18 protein-coding genes, 2 tRNA genes and 1 other RNA gene are annotated in these 17,604 nt (G+C 25.3%); 13 read left to right on the top strand and 8 right to left on the bottom strand.

What is annotated here, in order from left to right; genetic code table 11:
- Positions 1-6: 6 nt before the first annotated feature.
- Together accB and accC are read left to right on the top strand one after the other, a co-directional pair.
- Positions 7-462, top strand: a complete 456-nt coding sequence (accB, locus tag H0H49_RS00580; RefSeq protein WP_185864561.1) for an acetyl-CoA carboxylase biotin carboxyl carrier protein — start codon at positions 7-9, stop codon at positions 460-462.
- Positions 463-477: 15 nt separating this feature from the next.
- A complete protein-coding gene (gene accC, locus H0H49_RS00575; protein WP_185864560.1) occupies positions 478-1,839 on the top strand; it encodes an acetyl-CoA carboxylase biotin carboxylase subunit in 1,362 nt (453 codons plus the stop codon).
- A gap of 2 nt (positions 1,840-1,841) precedes the next feature.
- Here accC and prfA read toward each other — a convergent pair whose 3' ends face one another.
- A complete protein-coding gene (prfA, locus tag H0H49_RS00570; RefSeq protein WP_185864559.1) occupies positions 1,842-2,936 on the bottom strand; it encodes a peptide chain release factor 1 in 1,095 nt (364 codons plus the stop codon).
- A gap of 612 nt (positions 2,937-3,548) precedes the next feature.
- Here prfA and rho point away from each other — a divergent pair.
- The 3 genes from rho (at position 3,549) to H0H49_RS00555 (ending at position 6,407) form a co-directional block, all read left to right on the top strand.
- Positions 3,549-5,087: a transcription termination factor Rho gene (rho, locus tag H0H49_RS00565; protein ID WP_185864558.1), complete on the top strand. Its 1,539-nt coding sequence runs from the start codon at positions 3,549-3,551 to the stop codon at positions 5,085-5,087.
- Positions 5,088-5,135: 48 nt separating this feature from the next.
- Positions 5,136-5,208 (top strand) — tRNA-Met (locus H0H49_RS00560).
- Between the two features lie 53 nt (positions 5,209-5,261).
- Positions 5,262-6,407 (top strand): DNA recombination protein RmuC, encoded by a 1,146-nt coding sequence (locus H0H49_RS00555; RefSeq protein ID WP_185864557.1) that lies wholly within the window; start codon positions 5,262-5,264, stop codon positions 6,405-6,407.
- Positions 6,408-6,424: 17 nt separating this feature from the next.
- On the opposite strand, the gene H0H49_RS00550 is transcribed toward H0H49_RS00555, so the two are convergent.
- From H0H49_RS00550 to H0H49_RS00540, 3 genes are all read right to left on the bottom strand, one after another.
- Positions 6,425-6,509 (bottom strand) — tRNA-Ser (locus tag H0H49_RS00550).
- 10 nt (positions 6,510-6,519) lie between these two features.
- An RNA gene (gene rnpB, locus H0H49_RS00545) (RNase P RNA component class A) lies at positions 6,520-6,808 on the bottom strand.
- Entirely contained in the window at positions 6,806-7,519 is a 714-nt protein-coding gene (locus H0H49_RS00540; protein WP_185864556.1) for a YebC/PmpR family DNA-binding transcriptional regulator, read from the bottom strand. The genes rnpB and H0H49_RS00540 overlap by 3 nt, the downstream gene beginning before the upstream one ends.
- Positions 7,520-7,590: 71 nt before the next feature.
- Here H0H49_RS00540 and rpmB point away from each other — a divergent pair, with 71 nt between their 5' ends.
- The 5 genes from rpmB to htpG all read left to right on the top strand — a co-directional run bounded on the left by rpmB (position 7,591) and on the right by htpG (position 11,099).
- Complete coding sequence (gene rpmB / locus H0H49_RS00535; RefSeq protein ID WP_185864555.1) at positions 7,591-7,854, top strand: 50S ribosomal protein L28; 264 nt, start codon at positions 7,591-7,593, stop codon at positions 7,852-7,854.
- Positions 7,835-8,023 (top strand): 50S ribosomal protein L33, encoded by a 189-nt coding sequence (gene rpmG, locus H0H49_RS00530; RefSeq protein WP_185864554.1) that lies wholly within the window; start codon positions 7,835-7,837, stop codon positions 8,021-8,023. The genes rpmB and rpmG overlap by 20 nt, the downstream gene beginning before the upstream one ends.
- 24 nt (positions 8,024-8,047) lie before the next feature.
- On the top strand, positions 8,048-8,206 hold the full coding sequence (locus tag H0H49_RS00525) for a DUF4295 domain-containing protein (RefSeq protein ID WP_185864553.1): 159 nt from the start codon (positions 8,048-8,050) through the stop codon (positions 8,204-8,206).
- A gap of 6 nt (positions 8,207-8,212) precedes the next feature.
- Positions 8,213-9,154 carry a signal recognition particle-docking protein FtsY gene (gene ftsY / locus H0H49_RS00520; protein WP_185864552.1) on the top strand — a complete coding sequence of 314 codons (942 nt, stop codon included), beginning with the start codon at positions 8,213-8,215 and terminating at the stop codon, positions 9,152-9,154.
- Between the two features lie 106 nt (positions 9,155-9,260).
- Entirely contained in the window at positions 9,261-11,099 is a 1,839-nt protein-coding gene (htpG, locus tag H0H49_RS00515) for a molecular chaperone HtpG (RefSeq protein WP_185864551.1), read from the top strand.
- Between the two features lie 10 nt (positions 11,100-11,109).
- Here htpG and H0H49_RS00510 read toward each other — a convergent pair whose 3' ends face one another.
- Complete coding sequence (locus H0H49_RS00510) at positions 11,110-11,877, bottom strand: 3'-5' exonuclease (RefSeq protein WP_185864550.1); 768 nt, start codon at positions 11,875-11,877, stop codon at positions 11,110-11,112.
- Complete coding sequence (locus H0H49_RS00505) at positions 11,874-12,551, bottom strand: CDP-alcohol phosphatidyltransferase family protein (protein WP_317168704.1); 678 nt, start codon at positions 12,549-12,551, stop codon at positions 11,874-11,876. The genes H0H49_RS00510 and H0H49_RS00505 overlap by 4 nt, the downstream gene beginning before the upstream one ends.
- Between H0H49_RS00505 and ybeY the strand changes: the two genes are divergently transcribed.
- Together ybeY and mnmG are read left to right on the top strand one after the other, a co-directional pair.
- Entirely contained in the window at positions 12,502-13,005 is a 504-nt protein-coding gene (gene ybeY / locus H0H49_RS00500) for an rRNA maturation RNase YbeY (protein ID WP_317168703.1), read from the top strand. The two genes, H0H49_RS00505 and ybeY, sit on opposite strands and share 50 nt — an antisense overlap.
- Positions 13,006-13,016: 11 nt before the next feature.
- Positions 13,017-14,900: a tRNA uridine-5-carboxymethylaminomethyl(34) synthesis enzyme MnmG gene (mnmG, locus tag H0H49_RS00495; RefSeq protein ID WP_185864548.1), complete on the top strand. Its 1,884-nt coding sequence runs from the start codon at positions 13,017-13,019 to the stop codon at positions 14,898-14,900.
- Here mnmG and H0H49_RS00490 read toward each other — a convergent pair.
- Entirely contained in the window at positions 14,897-15,238 is a 342-nt protein-coding gene (locus H0H49_RS00490; protein ID WP_185864547.1) for an FtsB family cell division protein, read from the bottom strand. The genes mnmG and H0H49_RS00490 overlap by 4 nt on opposite strands.
- Before the next feature lie 187 nt (positions 15,239-15,425).
- On the opposite strand from H0H49_RS00490, the gene fumC reads away from it, so the two are divergent.
- The gene (gene fumC, locus H0H49_RS00485; RefSeq protein WP_185864546.1) at positions 15,426-16,817 is read left to right on the top strand and encodes a class II fumarate hydratase; all 1,392 of its coding nucleotides are present in this window, start codon (positions 15,426-15,428) and stop codon (positions 16,815-16,817) included.
- Positions 16,818-16,821: 4 nt separating this feature from the next.
- On the opposite strand, the gene H0H49_RS00480 is transcribed toward fumC, so the two are convergent.
- Complete coding sequence (locus H0H49_RS00480) at positions 16,822-17,586, bottom strand: TatD family hydrolase (RefSeq protein ID WP_185864545.1); 765 nt, start codon at positions 17,584-17,586, stop codon at positions 16,822-16,824.
- Positions 17,587-17,604: the final 18 nt, after the last annotated feature.

The raw sequence follows: 17,604 nt of genomic DNA, 5'->3' as shown, positions 1-17,604 counted from the left end.
TTGTATATGAATTTAGAAAAAATTAAGTCATTAATTCAGTTTATTTCCAAATCTGATATTCGTGAAATAAAAATTCAAATAGGTAGAACTAAAATTCATATTAAGAATAGCAAATACAACAAAAATAATAAATTGAAAAAATATTATCCGAAAATATCTTCTTATGTTTCTGATTTTCCAGATAGATTTTCTAATAAATTGGAAAAAGATAATGATAATCAATATTTAACGATAAAATCTCCTATGATAGGCACGTTTTATCGAAGACCTCATCCCGATAAAGATCCCTTTGTTAGGGTAGGAGATAAAATAAAAATTGGAACAAAAGTATGTGTAATAGAAGCTATGAAATTATTTAATGATATAGAGTCTGAAGTTAATGGAAAACTTGTGAAAGTTCTGGTAGAAGATGCGACTCCTGTTGATTATGATCAACCCTTATTTATTTTGGATCCTGATTGATTATTAATAATTTTTATGTTTAAAAAAATACTAATAGCTAACCGTGGAGAAATTGCTTTGAGGATAATACGTTCTGTAAAAGAAATGGGAATAAAGACAGTATCCGTTTATTCTACTGCAGATAAGCATAGTTTACATGTTTATTTTGCAGATGAAGCTGTATGTATAGGGCCACCTTCTCCATATAAATCTTATTTGAATGTTCCAAATCTAATATCTGCTGCGGAATTAACAAATGCAGATGCGATACATCCTGGATATGGTTTTTTGTCTGAAAGCGCTTATTTTTCATCTATGTGTAATAAACATGGAATAAAGTTTATAGGAGCGCCACCAAGTCATATGATTCAAATGGGTAATAAAATTTCTGCAAAAATAACTATGAAAAAAGCTGGAATTTCATGTTTACCTGGATCAAATTGTTTTATAGATTCTTCTAATTATAAACAAATAGAAAAAATTGCAGATAAAATCGGGTATCCTATTATAATAAAAGCAGTTTTTGGAGGAGGTGGAAAGGGAATCAGATCTGTTTTAGAAAAAAATTATTTAAAGATATCTTGGGAAGAAGCGAAAAAGGAATCTTTAGCTTGTTTTGGTAAAAATGATATATATATCGAAAAACTTATTTTAGATCCTAGACATATAGAAATTCAAATCATGGGGGATCAATATGGAAAAGCTTATCATTTATCTGAAAGAGATTGTTCTATTCAAAGAAGGAATCAAAAATTAGTGGAAGAGGCTCCTTCTCCTTTTTTAAACACATCTCTTAGAAAGAGAATGGGAGATGAAGCAGTAAAAGCTGCTGAATTTATTCGTTATGAAGGATTAGGCACTATAGAATTTTTAGTTGACGATAAAAAAAATTATTATTTTATGGAAATGAATCCTAGAATACAAGTAGAACACCCCATTACTGAAGAAGTGACAGGATTAGATTTGATTAAGGAGCAAATATTTTTAGCTTGTGGAAAAAAAATTACAAAAAAAAATTTTTTCCCAAAAATGTATTCTCTAGAATGTAGAATTAATGCAGAAGAACCATATAAAAATTTTCGTCCATCACCTGGTAAAATTACTCAAATACATATTCCAGGAGGTAAAGGAGTTCGCATAGATACTCATATTTATGCAGGATATTTTGTTTCTCATTATTATGATTCTATGATAGCTAAAGTTATTACTACAGCAAAAAGTAGAAAAGAAACTATTGAAAAAATGAAACGTTCATTAGATGAATTTGTAATAGAAGGAATACGTACCACTATTCCTTTTCATAGAAAACTTATGAAAAATAATGATTTCTTAAAAGGAAATTATAATACAAACTTTTTAGATAAAATCAATTTAAAAACATTTTTATCAGATGATTAAAATTATTTATTTTGATTTTCTTCAAAAACTTTTAATGAGTTGATCATTTCTTGAATATCTCCATTCATAAAATTTGTAAGATCATGAATAGACTTATGAATTCTGTGATCTGTAACTCTATTATTAGGGTAATTGTAAGTTCTTATTTTTACAGAACGGTCTCCTGTAGAGACTAAGGATTTTCTTTGTATGGATCTTTTTTTTAGTCTATCTTCCATTTTTCTATGGTAAATACGTGATCTTAAAACATTCATAGCTTTTTCAAAATTCTTATGTTGAGAACGTTCTTCTTGGCATTCTACAGTAATTTTACTTGGAATATGTGTTAGTCTAACAGCTGATTCTGTTTTATTTACATGTTGACCTCCAGATCCACTGGATCTAAAAGTATCTTTTTTAAGATCAGTTAAATTTATTTTTACTTCTATTTCTTCTACTTGAGGTAAAACAGCTACTGTAATCGCAGATGTATGTACTCTACCCTGAGATTCTGTTTTCGGAATTCTTTGTACTCTATGTACTCCTGATTCAAATTTTAGATCTCCATAGATTCCTTTTTTACCACTAATATCCAATATTATTTCTTTATATCCATTAATTCCACCTTTTTGAGCATGTAAAATTTTATATTTTAAACCAGATTTTTTAAAATACATTGTATACATTCTCAATATATCTTCTACAAAAAGACAAGCTTCATTTCCTCCTGTTCCAGATCTTAACTCCATGATAGCATTTCTATCATCTTCCTCCATTATATGTTCTTCTGAAGATAAGAATAAAATATTTTCAATTTTTTTTTCTATATCATAAATATTTTTTAATATATTTGACCGTTCTTTAAATGCTAACTCTTTTATTTCTAAATCTTTATCATTTTTCATAATAAAATTAGCTTCTTTTAAAAGATTTAATTCTTTCTTATATTTTTGATATAAATGAACTGTTTTTTCTAATTTTGTATATTTTTTAATAAATTTTTTGTATTTCTCTTTATTAGAATAAATTTTATTTCCATCATTTATTATAGATTTGGATATTTTTTGGTATTCATTTTCATATTTTTTTAACTTTTGAATCAATGAAATTTTTTTCATTTTTTGTTAGTTTTTAAATATTTTCTATCGAATTCTGTTCACTGAATCAATTAATTCAATGTCTTTTTTTATTGATTTATTAGTTTTTTTTAAAATATATATAGAAGAAAATATGATAAATAGAATATATCTATTTAGTTTGTAATAATGTAAAAATGAAAAAAATATTATCATAATAAAATTGATGGCATTTATTGCTATATTAATTTTATTTAATAATAATTGTACCTGTCTATTTTTAAAAAATAGGAGGCTAATAACGGATAAAACTAAACATATAATAAAAATATATAAAACTGTTTTATTAAGTAAAATTGAATATTTTCTTTCTATTTTAGCATAATAATATAATGCAATAGAATAAATAAAAATAGAAATTAATGAATATAATGTTTGTATGCGATATAACATAATTTTTGAAAAATTTTTGCTTTTTTTAAAATTCAAATATTTTTTTTGTATAAATTGTACTTGTCATTTCTAACTTTTTCTTAGTTTTCATTATTATTTATTTTATTAAGTAAGTATATTTTTTCTATAAAAATCCATCAATAAATATAAATAAACAGGTGATATATTATATGCCAATAACCCAATTACTACTACTACTTTATGTTTGATATTACTGAATTAAAAAGTAAAAAACTTTTTGAGTTACAAGAAATTGCTCGTTCTTCAGGATTAAAAAAATGTACACAATTACGAAAAAACGAACTTTTAGAAAAAATAATTTCTATTTTTAATAAAAAAAATTCTTCTCAAAAGAAGGAAAAAAATATTAATGAATACAAAAATAGAAAAGTACCTGAATCTAAATCTAATAATTTTTTTTTAGAAAAAAACAATATAAATAATGGAAAAAATAAAAATAAAGAAGAATCATCTGTTGTGAAACTTCAAAAAAAACATCAGAATTTTTCTGGTTGGAAAAAAAATGATAAACATGATTCTCAAACATTTCATGCTACTAAAAACCAAGATGGATCATTACAGAAAAAAAATTTTTCAAATAAGTATAGATCTCCAGAATATGAATTTGATGGCATTATAATTAGTGAAGGAGTTTTAGAGATAATGCCGGAAAATTATGGTTTTTTACGATCATCAGATTTTAACTATTTATCCTCTCCTGATGATATTTATGTATCTCAATCTCAAATTAGACTTTTTGGTATGAAAACTGGAGATACAATCAGAGGGGAAGTTCGTCCACCAAAAGATGGTGAAAAATATTTTCCACTAATAAAAATACTTGAAATAAATGGAAGGAGTCCTGCATTTATTAGAGGAAGAGATTCATTTGAACATTTAACTCCATTGTTTCCAAACGAAAAGTTTAAGTTAGCTGAGAAAAGCTCTACACTATCTACAAGAATAGTCGATCTTTTTACTCCTATCGGAAAAGGCCAAAGAGGAATGATTGTTGCGCCTCCAAAAACAGGAAAAACAACTTTATTAAAAGAAATAGCAAATGCTATTGCGGCTAATCATCCAGAAGTATATTTAATTATACTACTTATAGATGAACGTCCAGAAGAAGTAACAGATATGCAAAGAAACGTAAGAGGGGAAGTCATTGCTTCTACTTTTGATGAACCAGCCGATCGACATGTAAAAGTTGCTAATATTGTTTTACAGAAAGCAAAAAGAATGGTAGAATGTTCTCATGATGTAGTAATTTTATTAGATTCTATCACACGATTAGCTCGTGCTTATAATACTGTTGCACCTGCTTCAGGTAAAGTTTTATCAGGTGGAGTAGACGCAAATGCTTTGCATAAACCAAAAAGATTTTTTGGAGCGGCTAGAAATATAGAAAATGGAGGGTCTCTATCTATCATTGCCACAGCAATGATAGACACAGGATCAAAAATGGATGAAGTTATTTTTGAAGAATTTAAAGGAACAGGAAATAAGGAACTTCAGTTAGATAGAAAAATTGCTAATAAACGAATTTATCCAGCTATTGATCTTGTTTCTTCTAGTACAAGAAAAGATGATCTATTATTAGATGTAAAAACTTTGCAAAGGATGTGGATTCTCCGTAAACATCTTTCTGATATGAATCCAGTAGAAGCTATGGAATTTCTAAGATCAAGAATAGCTAGAACTCAAAATAATGAAGAATTTCTAATATCTATGAATGGATAAAAATAATTTGATTTTGTAAATGAAAAATATTATATTCGAAGTAATTTTCGCGGGGTGGAGCAGTTGGTAGCTCGTCGGGCTCATAACCCGAAGGTCATAGGTTCGAGTCCTATCCCCGCTATTATTATTGTTTTTACATAAATTTTCGTCAAAAAATTCTTCTGTATTTTTTCAATGTTTTATTTTTCATTACTTATTTTATTTTTTTTCTTTATTTTTTTCATTATTTTTATTTTTTTTTTTAGAAGACTAGAGCTATTCTTTCGTGAAGAATTTAGGAATCAACGAAATGATATAGAAGTATCATCTGAGTATAATGAAAAAAAATTACGTGATTATTTAAACCAAATTCAGAATTCTATTGAAAATAGAATTGCATTTTATATTAATCATCAATCTAAAAAATTAGATTTTATTTATGATGAACAAGAAAAATTACTAAAATTAACAGAAAAAAATTTGGAAGATATAAAAAAAAATGTAAATGAAAAACTTCAAAATTCTTTAAATCTCCATTTAGGAAAATCATTTGAAATTATTGGAAATCAATTATTTTTTTTACAAGAAGGTCTTGGAGAAATGAAAATATTAGCAAAGGATGTTGGTGATTTAAAAAGAACATTAAATCATGTTAAAATATGTGGTAGCTTTAGTGAAATGCAACTTTCAATGCTTTTAGAACAAATTTTATCTCCAGATCAATATGCTTCTAACGTTGTTACAAAATCTAATACAAATTTTATAGTTGAATTTGCAATTAAACTTCCAGGTATGGGGGGAAAAGGTGATAATGTAGTATGGCTTCCTATTGATGTAAAGTTTCCAAAAGAAACTTATGAAAAAGTACAAAATGCCTATCGTAAAGGAGATAAAAAGAATATAGAAATATCCATAAAAAATATGGAATCTGTTATTAAAAAAATGGCGAAAGACATTAAAGATAAATATATAGATCCTCCAAATACTACGGATTTTGCTATTCTTTTTTTACCTTTTGAAGGTATTTATGCAGAAATAGTAAAAAACTCTGGATTATTGGAGCAGTTATTAAGAAAATATAAAACTGTGATAACAGGACCATCAACTCTAGCTGCTGTATTGAATAGTTTACAGATAGGGTTTAGAACTTTAGCCATTCAAAAAAGAACTTCTGAAGTATGGAAAGTTTTAGAAACTGTCAAACAGGAGTTTAAAAAATTTGGTATTTTACTTCATCAAGCTCAAGATAAATTACAAGGTGCATCGAAAGATATAGATACCTTATTAGGAGTAAGAAGTCATCTTATGGAAAAAAAATTAAGAGACATAGATAATTTGTAAATGAATTATAAATTTTGCGGAGAGAAAGGGATTCGAACCCTTGACACACTTTTGTGTACACGCTTTCCAGACGTGCGCCTTAAACCTCTCGGCCATCTCTCCTACAAAACATAAAAAAAGTAGAACTATAAGCCGGATTCTGTTTTTTCCTATCATTTATCTACTATTTAGGTTACCCTAAATATCTATCTGCCTACCCCCCGGTATCAACCGAGCAAGTTTTCCGGTATACATGGCATTTCACCACACAGAGTTTACATGATTTCACTACAGCCTTTACCTGTACATTCTTTCTGTTGCACTATTCCTCATCTATCGATGGATGGGTGTTACCCATTATGTTGCTCTATGGTGTCCGGACTTTCCTCATTTTTTAAAAATGCGATAGGACATTCTACTTATTTTATTGATTCTAAATCACAATAAACATTGTCGACATCTTCGTTATTTTTTAATTTTTCTATTATATCCAGTACTTTTTTATTTTTATCATATGAAATATTTTTAGTTAGATTTGGAATATAATTTATTTTTGAACTATGAAATAGTTCTAATTTTTCTAAATTTTTTTTCATAAATCCAAAGTTTTCAAACTCTGTATATATGGATATTGTTTCGTTATTTTTTATAAAATCTTTTGCTCCAAAATCTATAATCATCAGTTCAAAATCTTCGATGGGATAGTGAATATCTTTTATATTTATATCAAAAAATCCTATTTTTTGAAATAAATGAGATAATTCTCCATGTTTACATAACCTACCTCCATTTTTATGAATGAGTGATCTTATGTTAGATATTGTTCTAACATTATTATCAGTCATACATTCTATCATCATACTAATACCATGAAGACGTCCTTCTATGGTCATATTTCTATAATTATTTTTTTTAACTTGTAGAGCTTTTTCTATAGCTTTTTCTATAGAATTTTTAGGTACGTTGAACGATTTTGCATTAGCGATAGCATTTCTTAATCGAAAGGAATTTTTTCCTGATTCTTTAACAGCTATGGAAATATCTTTAATCATCTTGGAGAAAATTTTAGATTTTCTAAAATCTTTAGTAGATTTTCTATGTTGTATGTTTGACCATTTACTATGTCCTGACATTGAAATATTAAGAAATTATTGATATCTTTATTGGAAAGAATTGTTTAGCAATTTAGTAAAAATAAAGTATTATGTCAAAAGTTTGTGAGTTGACAGGAAAGAGAGTTATGTTTGGTAATAAAGTCTCTCATGCTAGTAATAAAACAAAACGACGTTTCAACATTAATTTATGTAAAAAACGTTTTTTTTTAATAAAAGAAAATAAATGGATTACTTTAAAAGTATGTGCTAATGCTATTAGAATCATTAATAAAATGGGAATTGAGAAAGCATTAAGTAAATATCAACGTAAACTGAAAAAGTTATCAGATTGTTATGGCAAAAAAAGGAAATAGAATACAAGTTATTTTAGAATGCTCTGAACATAGAAAAAGTGGATTACCTGGTACTTCTAGATATATAACTATTAAAAATAAGAAAAATACTCCGAATAGAATGAAATTGAGAAAATATAATTCAATTTTAAAAAAGTATACTATACATAAGGAAATTAAAGGAAATTAATTAAAAATTACATTACAAAAAAATATGTCTAAAAAAATTGTAAATAACAAAAAAAAAATAGAATCAAAAAAAATGGTTTTAGCCATTAGAATAGTAAAAAAATCAAAAAAGTATGATTCTTATGCTTTTGAAGATAAAATGATTACTTTTGAAAAAGTAAAAAATTTTTTTAAAATAAAGTAATTATTCATGTTTTTTCTAAAAAAAAAGAAAAAAGAAACTTTTGATGATGAATTAAAAATAACGAGAGAATCTTTTTTTTCAAAAATAAAAAATATCATTTTTTTAAAAAAATCAATTGATATAGGAGTTTTAGACCAAATAGAGAATTTATTGTTATCAGCAGATGTAGGTACAAAAACTACCATAAAAATTATAAATAATTTAGAAAATACAATTAAAAGTAATGGTTATAAATATACAAAGGATTTATATAATCTTCTGAAAAAAGAAATCAATAATTTTTTTATAGGAGTTGATAAAAATGATTTAGAAAAAACAATAAAAAATTACAGTAAAAAACCATATGTCATTATGGTGGTAGGAGTAAATGGCGTAGGAAAAACAACTACAATTGGTAAATTAGCGTTTTTATTTAAAAAAAAAGGTTTATCTCCAATAATTGGAGCTGCAGATACATTTAGAGCAGCAGCAATTAACCAATTGGAAATATGGTCAAATAAAGCTGAAGTTCCTTTAATTAAACAACATATAAATGCAGATCCAGCTTCTGTATCTTATGACACATTACAATCTGCAAAATCGAAAAATAAAGATGTAGTATTAATTGATACAGCAGGTAGATTACAAAATCGTGTTAGTCTGATGGAAGAGCTTTCAAAAATAAGTAGAGTTATGAAAAAAATCATACCTGAATCTCCTCATGAAATCATGCTTATTTTGGATGCTTCTACCGGTCAAAATGCTTTTGAACAAGTAAAAAAATTTATTTCATTTGTTAAAATTTCTTCCATTATTTTAACAAAAATAGAAGGAACAGCAAAAGGTGGTGTAATAATAGGTATTATGGATCAATTTAAAATTCCAATAAAATATATAGGAATAGGAGAGACCATAAAAGATTTAAAAAAATTTGATGAAATAGAATTTATTAATTCTCTTTTTCAATAAAATTTAATAAAATAATAATATGTCAAAATGACTATCACCATATTGGTTGGTACAATATTTGAATATTTATTTTATTGGATCATATCTATCAAAATAGTTTTTATTTATGGAAAAAAATAAAATTAGTGTTACTACGGATAATATTTTTCCTATAATCAAAAAGTTTCTTTATTCTGATCAAGAAGTTTTTTTACGGGAACTTGTATCTAACGCTACAGATGCAGTTTTAAAACTTAAAACTTTAATTAAATTAGGAAAAATTGATCATGTTATAAATGATCTTAAGATTAATATTTTAATAGATGAAAAGAATAAATCTATCCATATTAGAGATAATGGAATTGGAATGACAAAAGAAGAAGTAGAAAAATATATTAATCAAATAGCTTTTTCTGGAGCAGAAGAATTTATTAAAAAATATAAAACTGATAATTCTTCTAATATTATTGGGCATTTTGGTTTAGGTTTTTATTCTTCTTTTATGGTGGCCGATAGAGTTGAAATTTTTACACAATCTTATCAAAAAGATTTTTCATCTATATTTTGGTCTTGTGAGGGTAGTCCTAATTTTAGGATGAAAGAAATTGAAAAAATAGATAGGGGAACAGAAATTATCTTATTTATTAATGAGGATAGTAAAGAATATTTAGAATATGACAGGATTATTAAATTATTGAAAAAGTATTGTAAATTTATGCCTGTGAAGATTTTCTTAAGTCATAAGGAAAATAAAAACATCATTGTCAATAACACTTTTCCTGCTTGGAAAAAAAATCCTACAGATTTAAGGGATATAGATTATTCAAATTTTTATCAAGAATTATATCCTAATCAATTAGAAAAACCTTTATTTTGGGTACATCTAAACATAGATCATCCTTTTAATCTAACGGGTATTTTATTTTTTCCAAAAATAGAAAAAAAAATAGATCTTCAAAAGGATAAAATACATTTGTATCAAAACCAAGTTTATATTACAGATAATTTAGAAGGAGTAGTTCCTGATTTTCTGAGTTTATTAAGAGGAGTAATAGACTCTCCTGATATACCTCTTAATGTATCAAGATCTTATTTGCAAACTAATTCGTCTGTTAGGAATATATCAAAATATATAACAAGAAAAGTTTCAGATAAGTTAAGTTACATGTTTAAAAATGATAGAAATGATTTTCAAAAAAAATGGGATGACATAAAAATTATTGTTGAATATGGAATGATCAGTGTTCAAAATTTTTTTGATAGATGCAAAGATTTTTACATCATTCCTAATGTAAATAATATATTCTATTCCTTAGAAGAGTTGAAAGAAAAAGTAAAGGATTTTCAGAGAAATAAAGAAGGAAAAATTGTTTATCTATATTCTTCTAATAAAGAAGAACAGTATACATCTGTTAAAAAAGCATTAGATAGGAATTATGAAGTTTTGATTTTGGATAGCCCTCTTTCCGTTCATTTAATACAAAAATTAGAAGAATATTATAAAGATATTTGTTTTGTTAGAGTAGATTCAGATCATATTGATAATCTGATAGATAGTAAAAAAATAGATAGTCATTCTGATTTATCAGAACAACAGAAAAAAGATCTAGAAAATCATATTAAAAATAATTTAATAGAAAATATGAATTTTTCTGTTGTTAAGCTAGAAAACTTGTCTAAAAATGATGATCCGTTTTTAATCGTTTTTCCAGAGTTCTTAAGAAGAATGAAAGAGATGAGTTTCATAGAAAAAGATGTAACAGAAAAAGAAAAATATGAACATTGTGAGTTAATAGTTAATACTAATCATATGTTAATGAAAAAAATATTAGAAGAAAAATCTAAAGAAAAAGTAAAAAATATCGTACAAGAAGCTATAAATTTAACACTTTTATCAAAAAACTTACTGCATGGAAAACATTTAGATACTTTTATATCTAAAAAATTGAAAGATCTTTTTGTTTGAATAAATTAATTTATTTGTTAAATTTTTTTAGTTTCACATTGGTTAATATTTTTTTTGTATATAGTGGAAAGTCAGAGTTTTGTATCCATCCATAGTAGTTTGGATCTTTTTCGAATATTTCTAATACTTTTTCTCCTTTATATTTTCCAAAATTAAATATTTCATTTCCTTCTTCATCCATTTTTATAAATCCAGCAAGATCTGCTATTTTTTTTTGATTAGAAAATTGATTTAGACTTTTTACATCTTTTTTTAAATTTTTATATTTATCTAATTGAGCTAACAATATTTCATAAGTAGCAAAAACATCAGCTTTTGAACTATGAGCTTTCAATAAATTTTTTTTGCAATAATATTTATATGCAGCGGAAAGAGTTCTAGGCTCCATTTTATGAAAAATAACTTGAACATCTATGGTTTTATGTTTTTTTATGTCAAAAGACATTCCTGCTCTTAGCATTTCTTCTGCTAAAATAGGTATATCAAATCTGTTAGAATTATATCCTGCTAAATCTGCATTTTCTATCATTTTCAATATAAAAATAGCTATATCTTTGAATCTAAGTTTCCCTGCAACATCTTCATTTTTGATTCCATGTATAGCTGTTGATTGTGGAGGAATAGGTATTTCCGGATAAACGAGCCAAGTTTTATCTTCTTGATTTCCATTGGGAAATACTTTTAATATGGATATTTCTATTATCCTATCCCTTCCAATGTTTATTCCTGTAGCTTCTATGTCAAAAAAACAAATAGGACGATGTAATTTTAATTTCATTTTTTTAAATATGAATTTTTCATGATTTTATAATAAATTGAAATTGTTATATATAAAATGATAATACATGGTATAGCAACCGTATGTAAAGTTAATAAAAGAAAAATACTAATCAATAAAAATATGTATCGTTTTTTATTATTTTTCCATGTATATCCGTTAAAATTCATTGATAACATATTTATTTCAGAAATTAATAGATAACAAGAGCAAAAAATAAGAAATAATATTAGATATTCATTTAATTTACTTTTTTGTAAAATTACTGATAATGAAGAAAAAAATAAAGCATTTATTGTTGTTGTTAATCCAATTTTTTTTTTATTAATGTTAAATTTTGCGAGACGATATGCAGAAAAAATAGAAATTAAAAAAGAAAAAAATCCAATAAATGGAATATTCGATTTTTTCAAAATCAAAAACATTGAAATGGATGGTGTTAATCCAAAAGATACCATGTCTGCGAGAGAATCCAGCTCTCTTCCAATATTACTTTTTTTTTTCATAATTCTTGAAGTAAATCCATCTAAGTAATCAAAAATTATTGAAATTAAAATACATATGTTGTAATGAATAAAATTTTCTGAAAATAAGAATATTATAGAAATACTACCAAAAAATAAATTGAATAATGTTAAAATGTTTGGAATTTCTCCTTTTATTTTTTTTAGCAAAACGAAAAAATTTAATAATATGATTAATATTTTCTACGAAGTAAAAAATTTTCGTATAGAAAATGAATCTTTATTCATCAAAAAAATGAATTTAATATCAGATAATGAAGGATATAATATAAATAATATTAACTACATTTTTTGCAATGATGATTTCATTTTAAAAATGAATAAAAAATATCTAAAAAAAAATTTTTATACAGATGTTATTACTTTTAATTTTTCGATGGAAATAAATTCTAAATTTTCTATACTAGGAGATATTTATATTAGTGTAGATAGAATTATAGAAAATTCTAATAAATGGAATGAATTTTTTTTAATTGAGTTAAAACGTGTAATGATACATGGATTTCTACATTTGATAGGATATGATGATCATAGAATAGAAGATAGAGAATTAATGAATAGAAAAGAAAATTTTTATTTAGATTTGTTGTTTCAACTTTATTAATAAAATATATCATGTTGTCAGATTCAAATATATATGATATAATTATAGTTGGAGGAGGTCATGCTGGATCAGAAGCAGCATGCGCATCTTCTAAAATGGGTTCAAAAACTTTACTAATTACTACAAATTTTCATACAATAGGACAGTTATCTTGTAATCCAGCATTAGGAGGTATTGCAAAAGGACAGATCATTAGAGAAATAGATGCTTTAGGAGGTTTTTCAGCTATAATAACTGATTATAGCACAATTCAGTTTAGAATGTTAAATAAATCTAAGGGACCAGCTATGTGGAGTCCTAGAGCTCAATGTGATAGAAAGTTATATTCTAATTTTTGGAGATTTTTTTTAGATAAAAGAAAAAAGTTGGATTTATATCAAGATACTGTTACTTCCTTAATCATAAAAAATTATAAAGTTCATGGGGTTATAACTACTTTAGGTGTCAAAATTAAAGCTCATAGTGTAATATTAACAAATGGAACATTTTTGAATGGAAAAATTCATATTGGTAGAAAAAAATTTGATGGAGGAAGAATTGCAGAAAAAAAAGTTAAAGGGATTACTGAACAGCTTGTTAACATTTTTGGATTAAAATTTGGTAGAATGAAAACTGGAACATCTCCTAGAGTAGATGGACGATCTTTAGACTATCATAAAATGAAACCTCAAGAAGGAGATATAGATCCCAAAAAATTTTCTTTTTTTTATAAAACGAAAAAACTAAAAAAACAAATTAAATGTTATATCGCTTATACAAATCATGTAGTACATGATTTGATTAGAAATAATATTATGTATTCACCAATATTTTCTAATTCTATTAAAGGATCAAGTCCAAGATATTGTCCTTCTATAGAAGAAAAAATATATAGATTTTCTGATAAAAAAGAACATCCTATTTTTTTGGAACCTGAAGGATGGAATACAAATGAAGTATATGTCAACGGATTTTCTACATCTTTTCCGGAAAGAATACAATATCATACATTAAAAAATGTAGACGGATTTAAAAATGTGAAAATACTAAAACCTGGATATGCTATTGAATATGATTATTTCCCTCCAAATCAATTACAACCGACTTTAGAGAGTAAATTTATAGAAAATCTTTTTTTTGCTGGTCAAATTAACGGAACTACAGGATATGAAGAAGCCGCCGCACAAGGATTAATTGCAGGAATTAATGCACATATGAAAATTAATAATAAATCTTCTTTGATCCTTAAAAGAAATCAAGCTTATATTGGAGTATTAATAGATGATTTAATTACAAAAGGAACAACAGAACCATATAGAATGTTCACTTCAAGAGCTGAATATAGAATGTTGTTACGACAAGACAATGCAGATGAAAGATTAACCCATATAGGGTATAGTATAGGATTAATTTCAAAAAAAAATATGAAATTAGTCGATAAAAAAATATGTTTAATAGATAAATGTCTTTCTTTTTTTAAAAAAGAAAATATTGATCCAAAAATTATCAATCCTATTTTATATAAAAAGAGTTCACCAGTAATATTCAATAAGAAAAAAATTGAAACGATATTATCTCGTTCTGATATTGAATTAAAGGATATTATAACTATCCCATTTATAATGAAAAAAATAAAAAATAATAGATTTACACAAGAAATATTAGAACAAGTTTCTATTCGAATTAAATATAAAGGATATATAGATAGAGAAGAAAAGAATGCAAAAAAATTATTAAAATTAGAGAATATTGTCCTACCACATAATTTTGATTATAAAAATATGGAATCTTTATCCTTAGAAGCAAGAGAAAAATTAAATTATCATCGTCCGTTTACATTAGCTCAGGCATCCAGAATAAGTGGCGTTACACCTTCAGATTTAACTATTTTGTTAATACATATAGGACACGGTTAGTCACCGTTTATTCTATTAATTTTATTATCTTCCTCAAAGATATTTATTTTATTTTCATTATCTATCACAAATAGATCTTCATTTTCCTTTTTCATATGAAATTTTTCTCTAGCTATTTTTTCAAGATATTTAGAATTTTTTATAAGTTTGTTCAAATGATTTTCTTCCGAAGAAATTTTCTTTTTCATAAAATCTCTATCTATAGTGATTTTTTTTATGTTATTTTTTAGTTTCCAATGCAACATTAAAGAATTTGTATCAAAAAAAGAGATCCATATAATAAATGATAAACTGATCCAAAAATATTTATTCTTTAATAGAATATTTTTTTTTTTCATTTTTTTCTAAAAAAATTTTTTATAATTTCAATTAAAAAATTGACAACCCAATAAATACTAAAAGCTGATAAAAATAATATACACCAAAAACCAGATATAGTTGTAAGTAAAAAAATTAAAAATCCCAAAAGTTTAATTATCATATAAATTTTGATTTTTTTATATAATTTCGTAAAAAAATTACAAAATGATTTCTAAATATAGAGTAGAAAGAGATACTTTAGGCGAAGTTAAAGTTCCTATTGATAAATATTGGGGAGCACAAACAGAAAGATCCAGGAATAATTTTAAGATAGGAAGAAAAAGCAGTATTCCAATAGAAATTATTCGTTCTTTTGGTATTCTGAAAAAAGCTACAGCTTATGCTAATTTTTATTTTGGTATTTTATCTAAAAAAAAAAAAGATTTGATAGAGAAAGTTTGTGATGAAATTATAAGTGGTAAATTGGATGATCATTTTCCTTTAGTTATATGGCAAACTGGATCTGGAACTCACACGAATATGAATGTTAATGAAGTTATATCAAATAGATCTCATGTTTTAACAGGTGGAAAACTTGGGATAAGTAAATCTTATATTCATCCTAATGATGATGTTAATATGTCTCAATCATCCAACGATACTTTTTCCACTGCAATGTACATAGCTTGTTATAAAAAATTAGTAGAAAAAACTATTCCTGCTATTAGAAAATTAAGAGATTCTCTAGAAAAAAAAGCGAAATTATTTCGAAATATTATAAAAATAGGAAGAACTCATCTTATGGATGCTACACCTATAACGTTAGGACAAGAATTTTCAGGCTATGTATCTCAGATAAATCATGGATTAAATTCTGTTGAAAAAACTTTATATTCTCTTTCTGAGTTAGCTATAGGAGGAACAGCAGTAGGTACGGGTTTAAATTCTCCAAAAGGATATGATGTCAAAGTTACAGAATATATAAGTAAATATACAGGATATCCCTTTAAAGCATCAAGTAATAAGTTTTCATCTTTAGCATCTCATGATGCAATGGTAGAATCTCATGGTGCAATTAAACAAATTGCAGTATCTTTGATAAAAATATCGAATGATATACGATTTTTATCTTCTGGGCCAAGATCAGGAATTGGAGAAATTTTTATTCCAGAAAATGAACCTGGATCTTCTATTATGCCTGGTAAAATAAATCCTACACAATGTGAATCTATTATCATGGTTTGCACACAAATTATAGGAAATGATATAACTATTTCAGTGGCAAATTCTTCCGGAAATTACGAATTAAATGTTTCTAAACCATTAATGAGTTATAATTTATTACAATCTTCTAATCTTATTGCAGATTCTTGCAAATCTTTTTCTTCATTATGTGTAGAAGGAATTAAACCAAATTATTTAAAAATAAAAGAATTATTAGATAAATCTTTGATGTTAGTTACTGTGTTAAATACTCATATTGGTTATGAAAAATCAGCAAATATAGTAAAATCAGCCTATAAAAGAAATACAACATTAAAAGAAGAAGCTGTTAGATTAGGATATTTAACTACTGAAGAATTTGAAAAAATAGTAGACCCATCTAAAATGATATAATGAATTAATTGAAAAAAAGATCATCAACATTTTTGTTGATATATTTTGCGATCATTTTTTCTGATATAGAATAAATTTTAGATAATTTATTTAAAATAACTTTTAATCTACTGGGTTCATTTCTCTCTCCTCTAAAAGGATATGGAGATAAATATGGAGAGTCTGTTTCTAGTACGATATTCTTTATTGATATTTTATGTAAAAATTCATCAATGTGATTATTTTTAAAAGTAATAATACCTCCAATTCCAAGTTTCATACCTAAATCTGTAATTATTATAGCTTCTTTTAAATTACCAGAAAAACAATGGAAAACGCCTTTACTATAAGAATTATTTTCTAATATTTTAATAACTCTATGAAAAGAATTCCTGCAATGAATTATTATTGGTAATTTATTTTCTTTTGCTAATTTTATTTGATTTACAAATGCATATTCTTGTTCAATAAGAAATTTTTTGTTAAAATGTAAATCTATACCCGTTTCTCCTATAGAAATAAAACGATGTTGATTTAGATATTTTTTTATATTATTCAATTCTATTTCTATAGTTTTTGGAAAAACGTTATTAGGATGTAATCCTATCATTGGAAAACAAATATTTGGATATTTGTTTTCCAATTCTATCATATCAGAAATGGAAGAACTACTTATAGAAGGAAGAAAAAATCTGTTTATACCTTGATTCATTGCTCTTTTTATTACATGATGAATATCATTTTTAAATTCTTTCATGTATAGATGAGCATGAGTATCGGTTATTTTCATGTATGTATAAATTTAATA

It is taken from the genome of Blattabacterium cuenoti (assembly GCF_014252035.1).
GTDB lineage: Bacteria > Bacteroidota > Bacteroidia > Flavobacteriales > Blattabacteriaceae > Blattabacterium > Blattabacterium cuenoti_Z.
This window is presented reverse-complemented; position numbering and strand designations above follow the sequence as displayed.

What these genes read in the sequence shown, in the direction of transcription:
- ftsY (WP_185864552.1), top strand. Translation starts at nt 8,213, where the DNA reads ATGTTTTTTCTAAAAAAAAAGAAAAAAGAAACTTTTGATGATGAATTA.
- H0H49_RS00540 (WP_185864556.1), bottom strand. Translation starts at nt 7,519, where the DNA reads ATGTCAGGACATAGTAAATGGTCAAACATACAACATAGAAAATCTACT.
- H0H49_RS00510 (WP_185864550.1), bottom strand. Translation starts at nt 11,877, where the DNA reads ATGAAATTAAAATTACATCGTCCTATTTGTTTTTTTGACATAGAAGCT.
- H0H49_RS00490 (WP_185864547.1), bottom strand. Translation starts at nt 15,238, where the DNA reads ATGAAAAAAAAAAATATTCTATTAAAGAATAAATATTTTTGGATCAGT.
- mnmG (WP_185864548.1), top strand. Translation starts at nt 13,017, where the DNA reads ATGTTGTCAGATTCAAATATATATGATATAATTATAGTTGGAGGAGGT.
- rho (WP_185864558.1), top strand. Translation starts at nt 3,549, where the DNA reads ATGTTTGATATTACTGAATTAAAAAGTAAAAAACTTTTTGAGTTACAA.
- accB (WP_185864561.1), top strand. Translation starts at nt 7, where the DNA reads ATGAATTTAGAAAAAATTAAGTCATTAATTCAGTTTATTTCCAAATCT.
- htpG (WP_185864551.1), top strand. Translation starts at nt 9,261, where the DNA reads ATGGAAAAAAATAAAATTAGTGTTACTACGGATAATATTTTTCCTATA.
- rpmG (WP_185864554.1), top strand. Translation starts at nt 7,835, where the DNA reads ATGGCAAAAAAAGGAAATAGAATACAAGTTATTTTAGAATGCTCTGAA.
- rpmB (WP_185864555.1), top strand. Translation starts at nt 7,591, where the DNA reads ATGTCAAAAGTTTGTGAGTTGACAGGAAAGAGAGTTATGTTTGGTAAT.
- H0H49_RS00555 (WP_185864557.1), top strand. Translation starts at nt 5,262, where the DNA reads ATGTTTTATTTTTCATTACTTATTTTATTTTTTTTCTTTATTTTTTTC.
- prfA (WP_185864559.1), bottom strand. Translation starts at nt 2,936, where the DNA reads ATGAAAAAAATTTCATTGATTCAAAAGTTAAAAAAATATGAAAATGAA.
- H0H49_RS00480 (WP_185864545.1), bottom strand. Translation starts at nt 17,586, where the DNA reads ATGAAAATAACCGATACTCATGCTCATCTATACATGAAAGAATTTAAA.
- fumC (WP_185864546.1), top strand. Translation starts at nt 15,426, where the DNA reads ATGATTTCTAAATATAGAGTAGAAAGAGATACTTTAGGCGAAGTTAAA.
- accC (WP_185864560.1), top strand. Translation starts at nt 478, where the DNA reads ATGTTTAAAAAAATACTAATAGCTAACCGTGGAGAAATTGCTTTGAGG.
- H0H49_RS00525 (WP_185864553.1), top strand. Translation starts at nt 8,048, where the DNA reads ATGTCTAAAAAAATTGTAAATAACAAAAAAAAAATAGAATCAAAAAAA.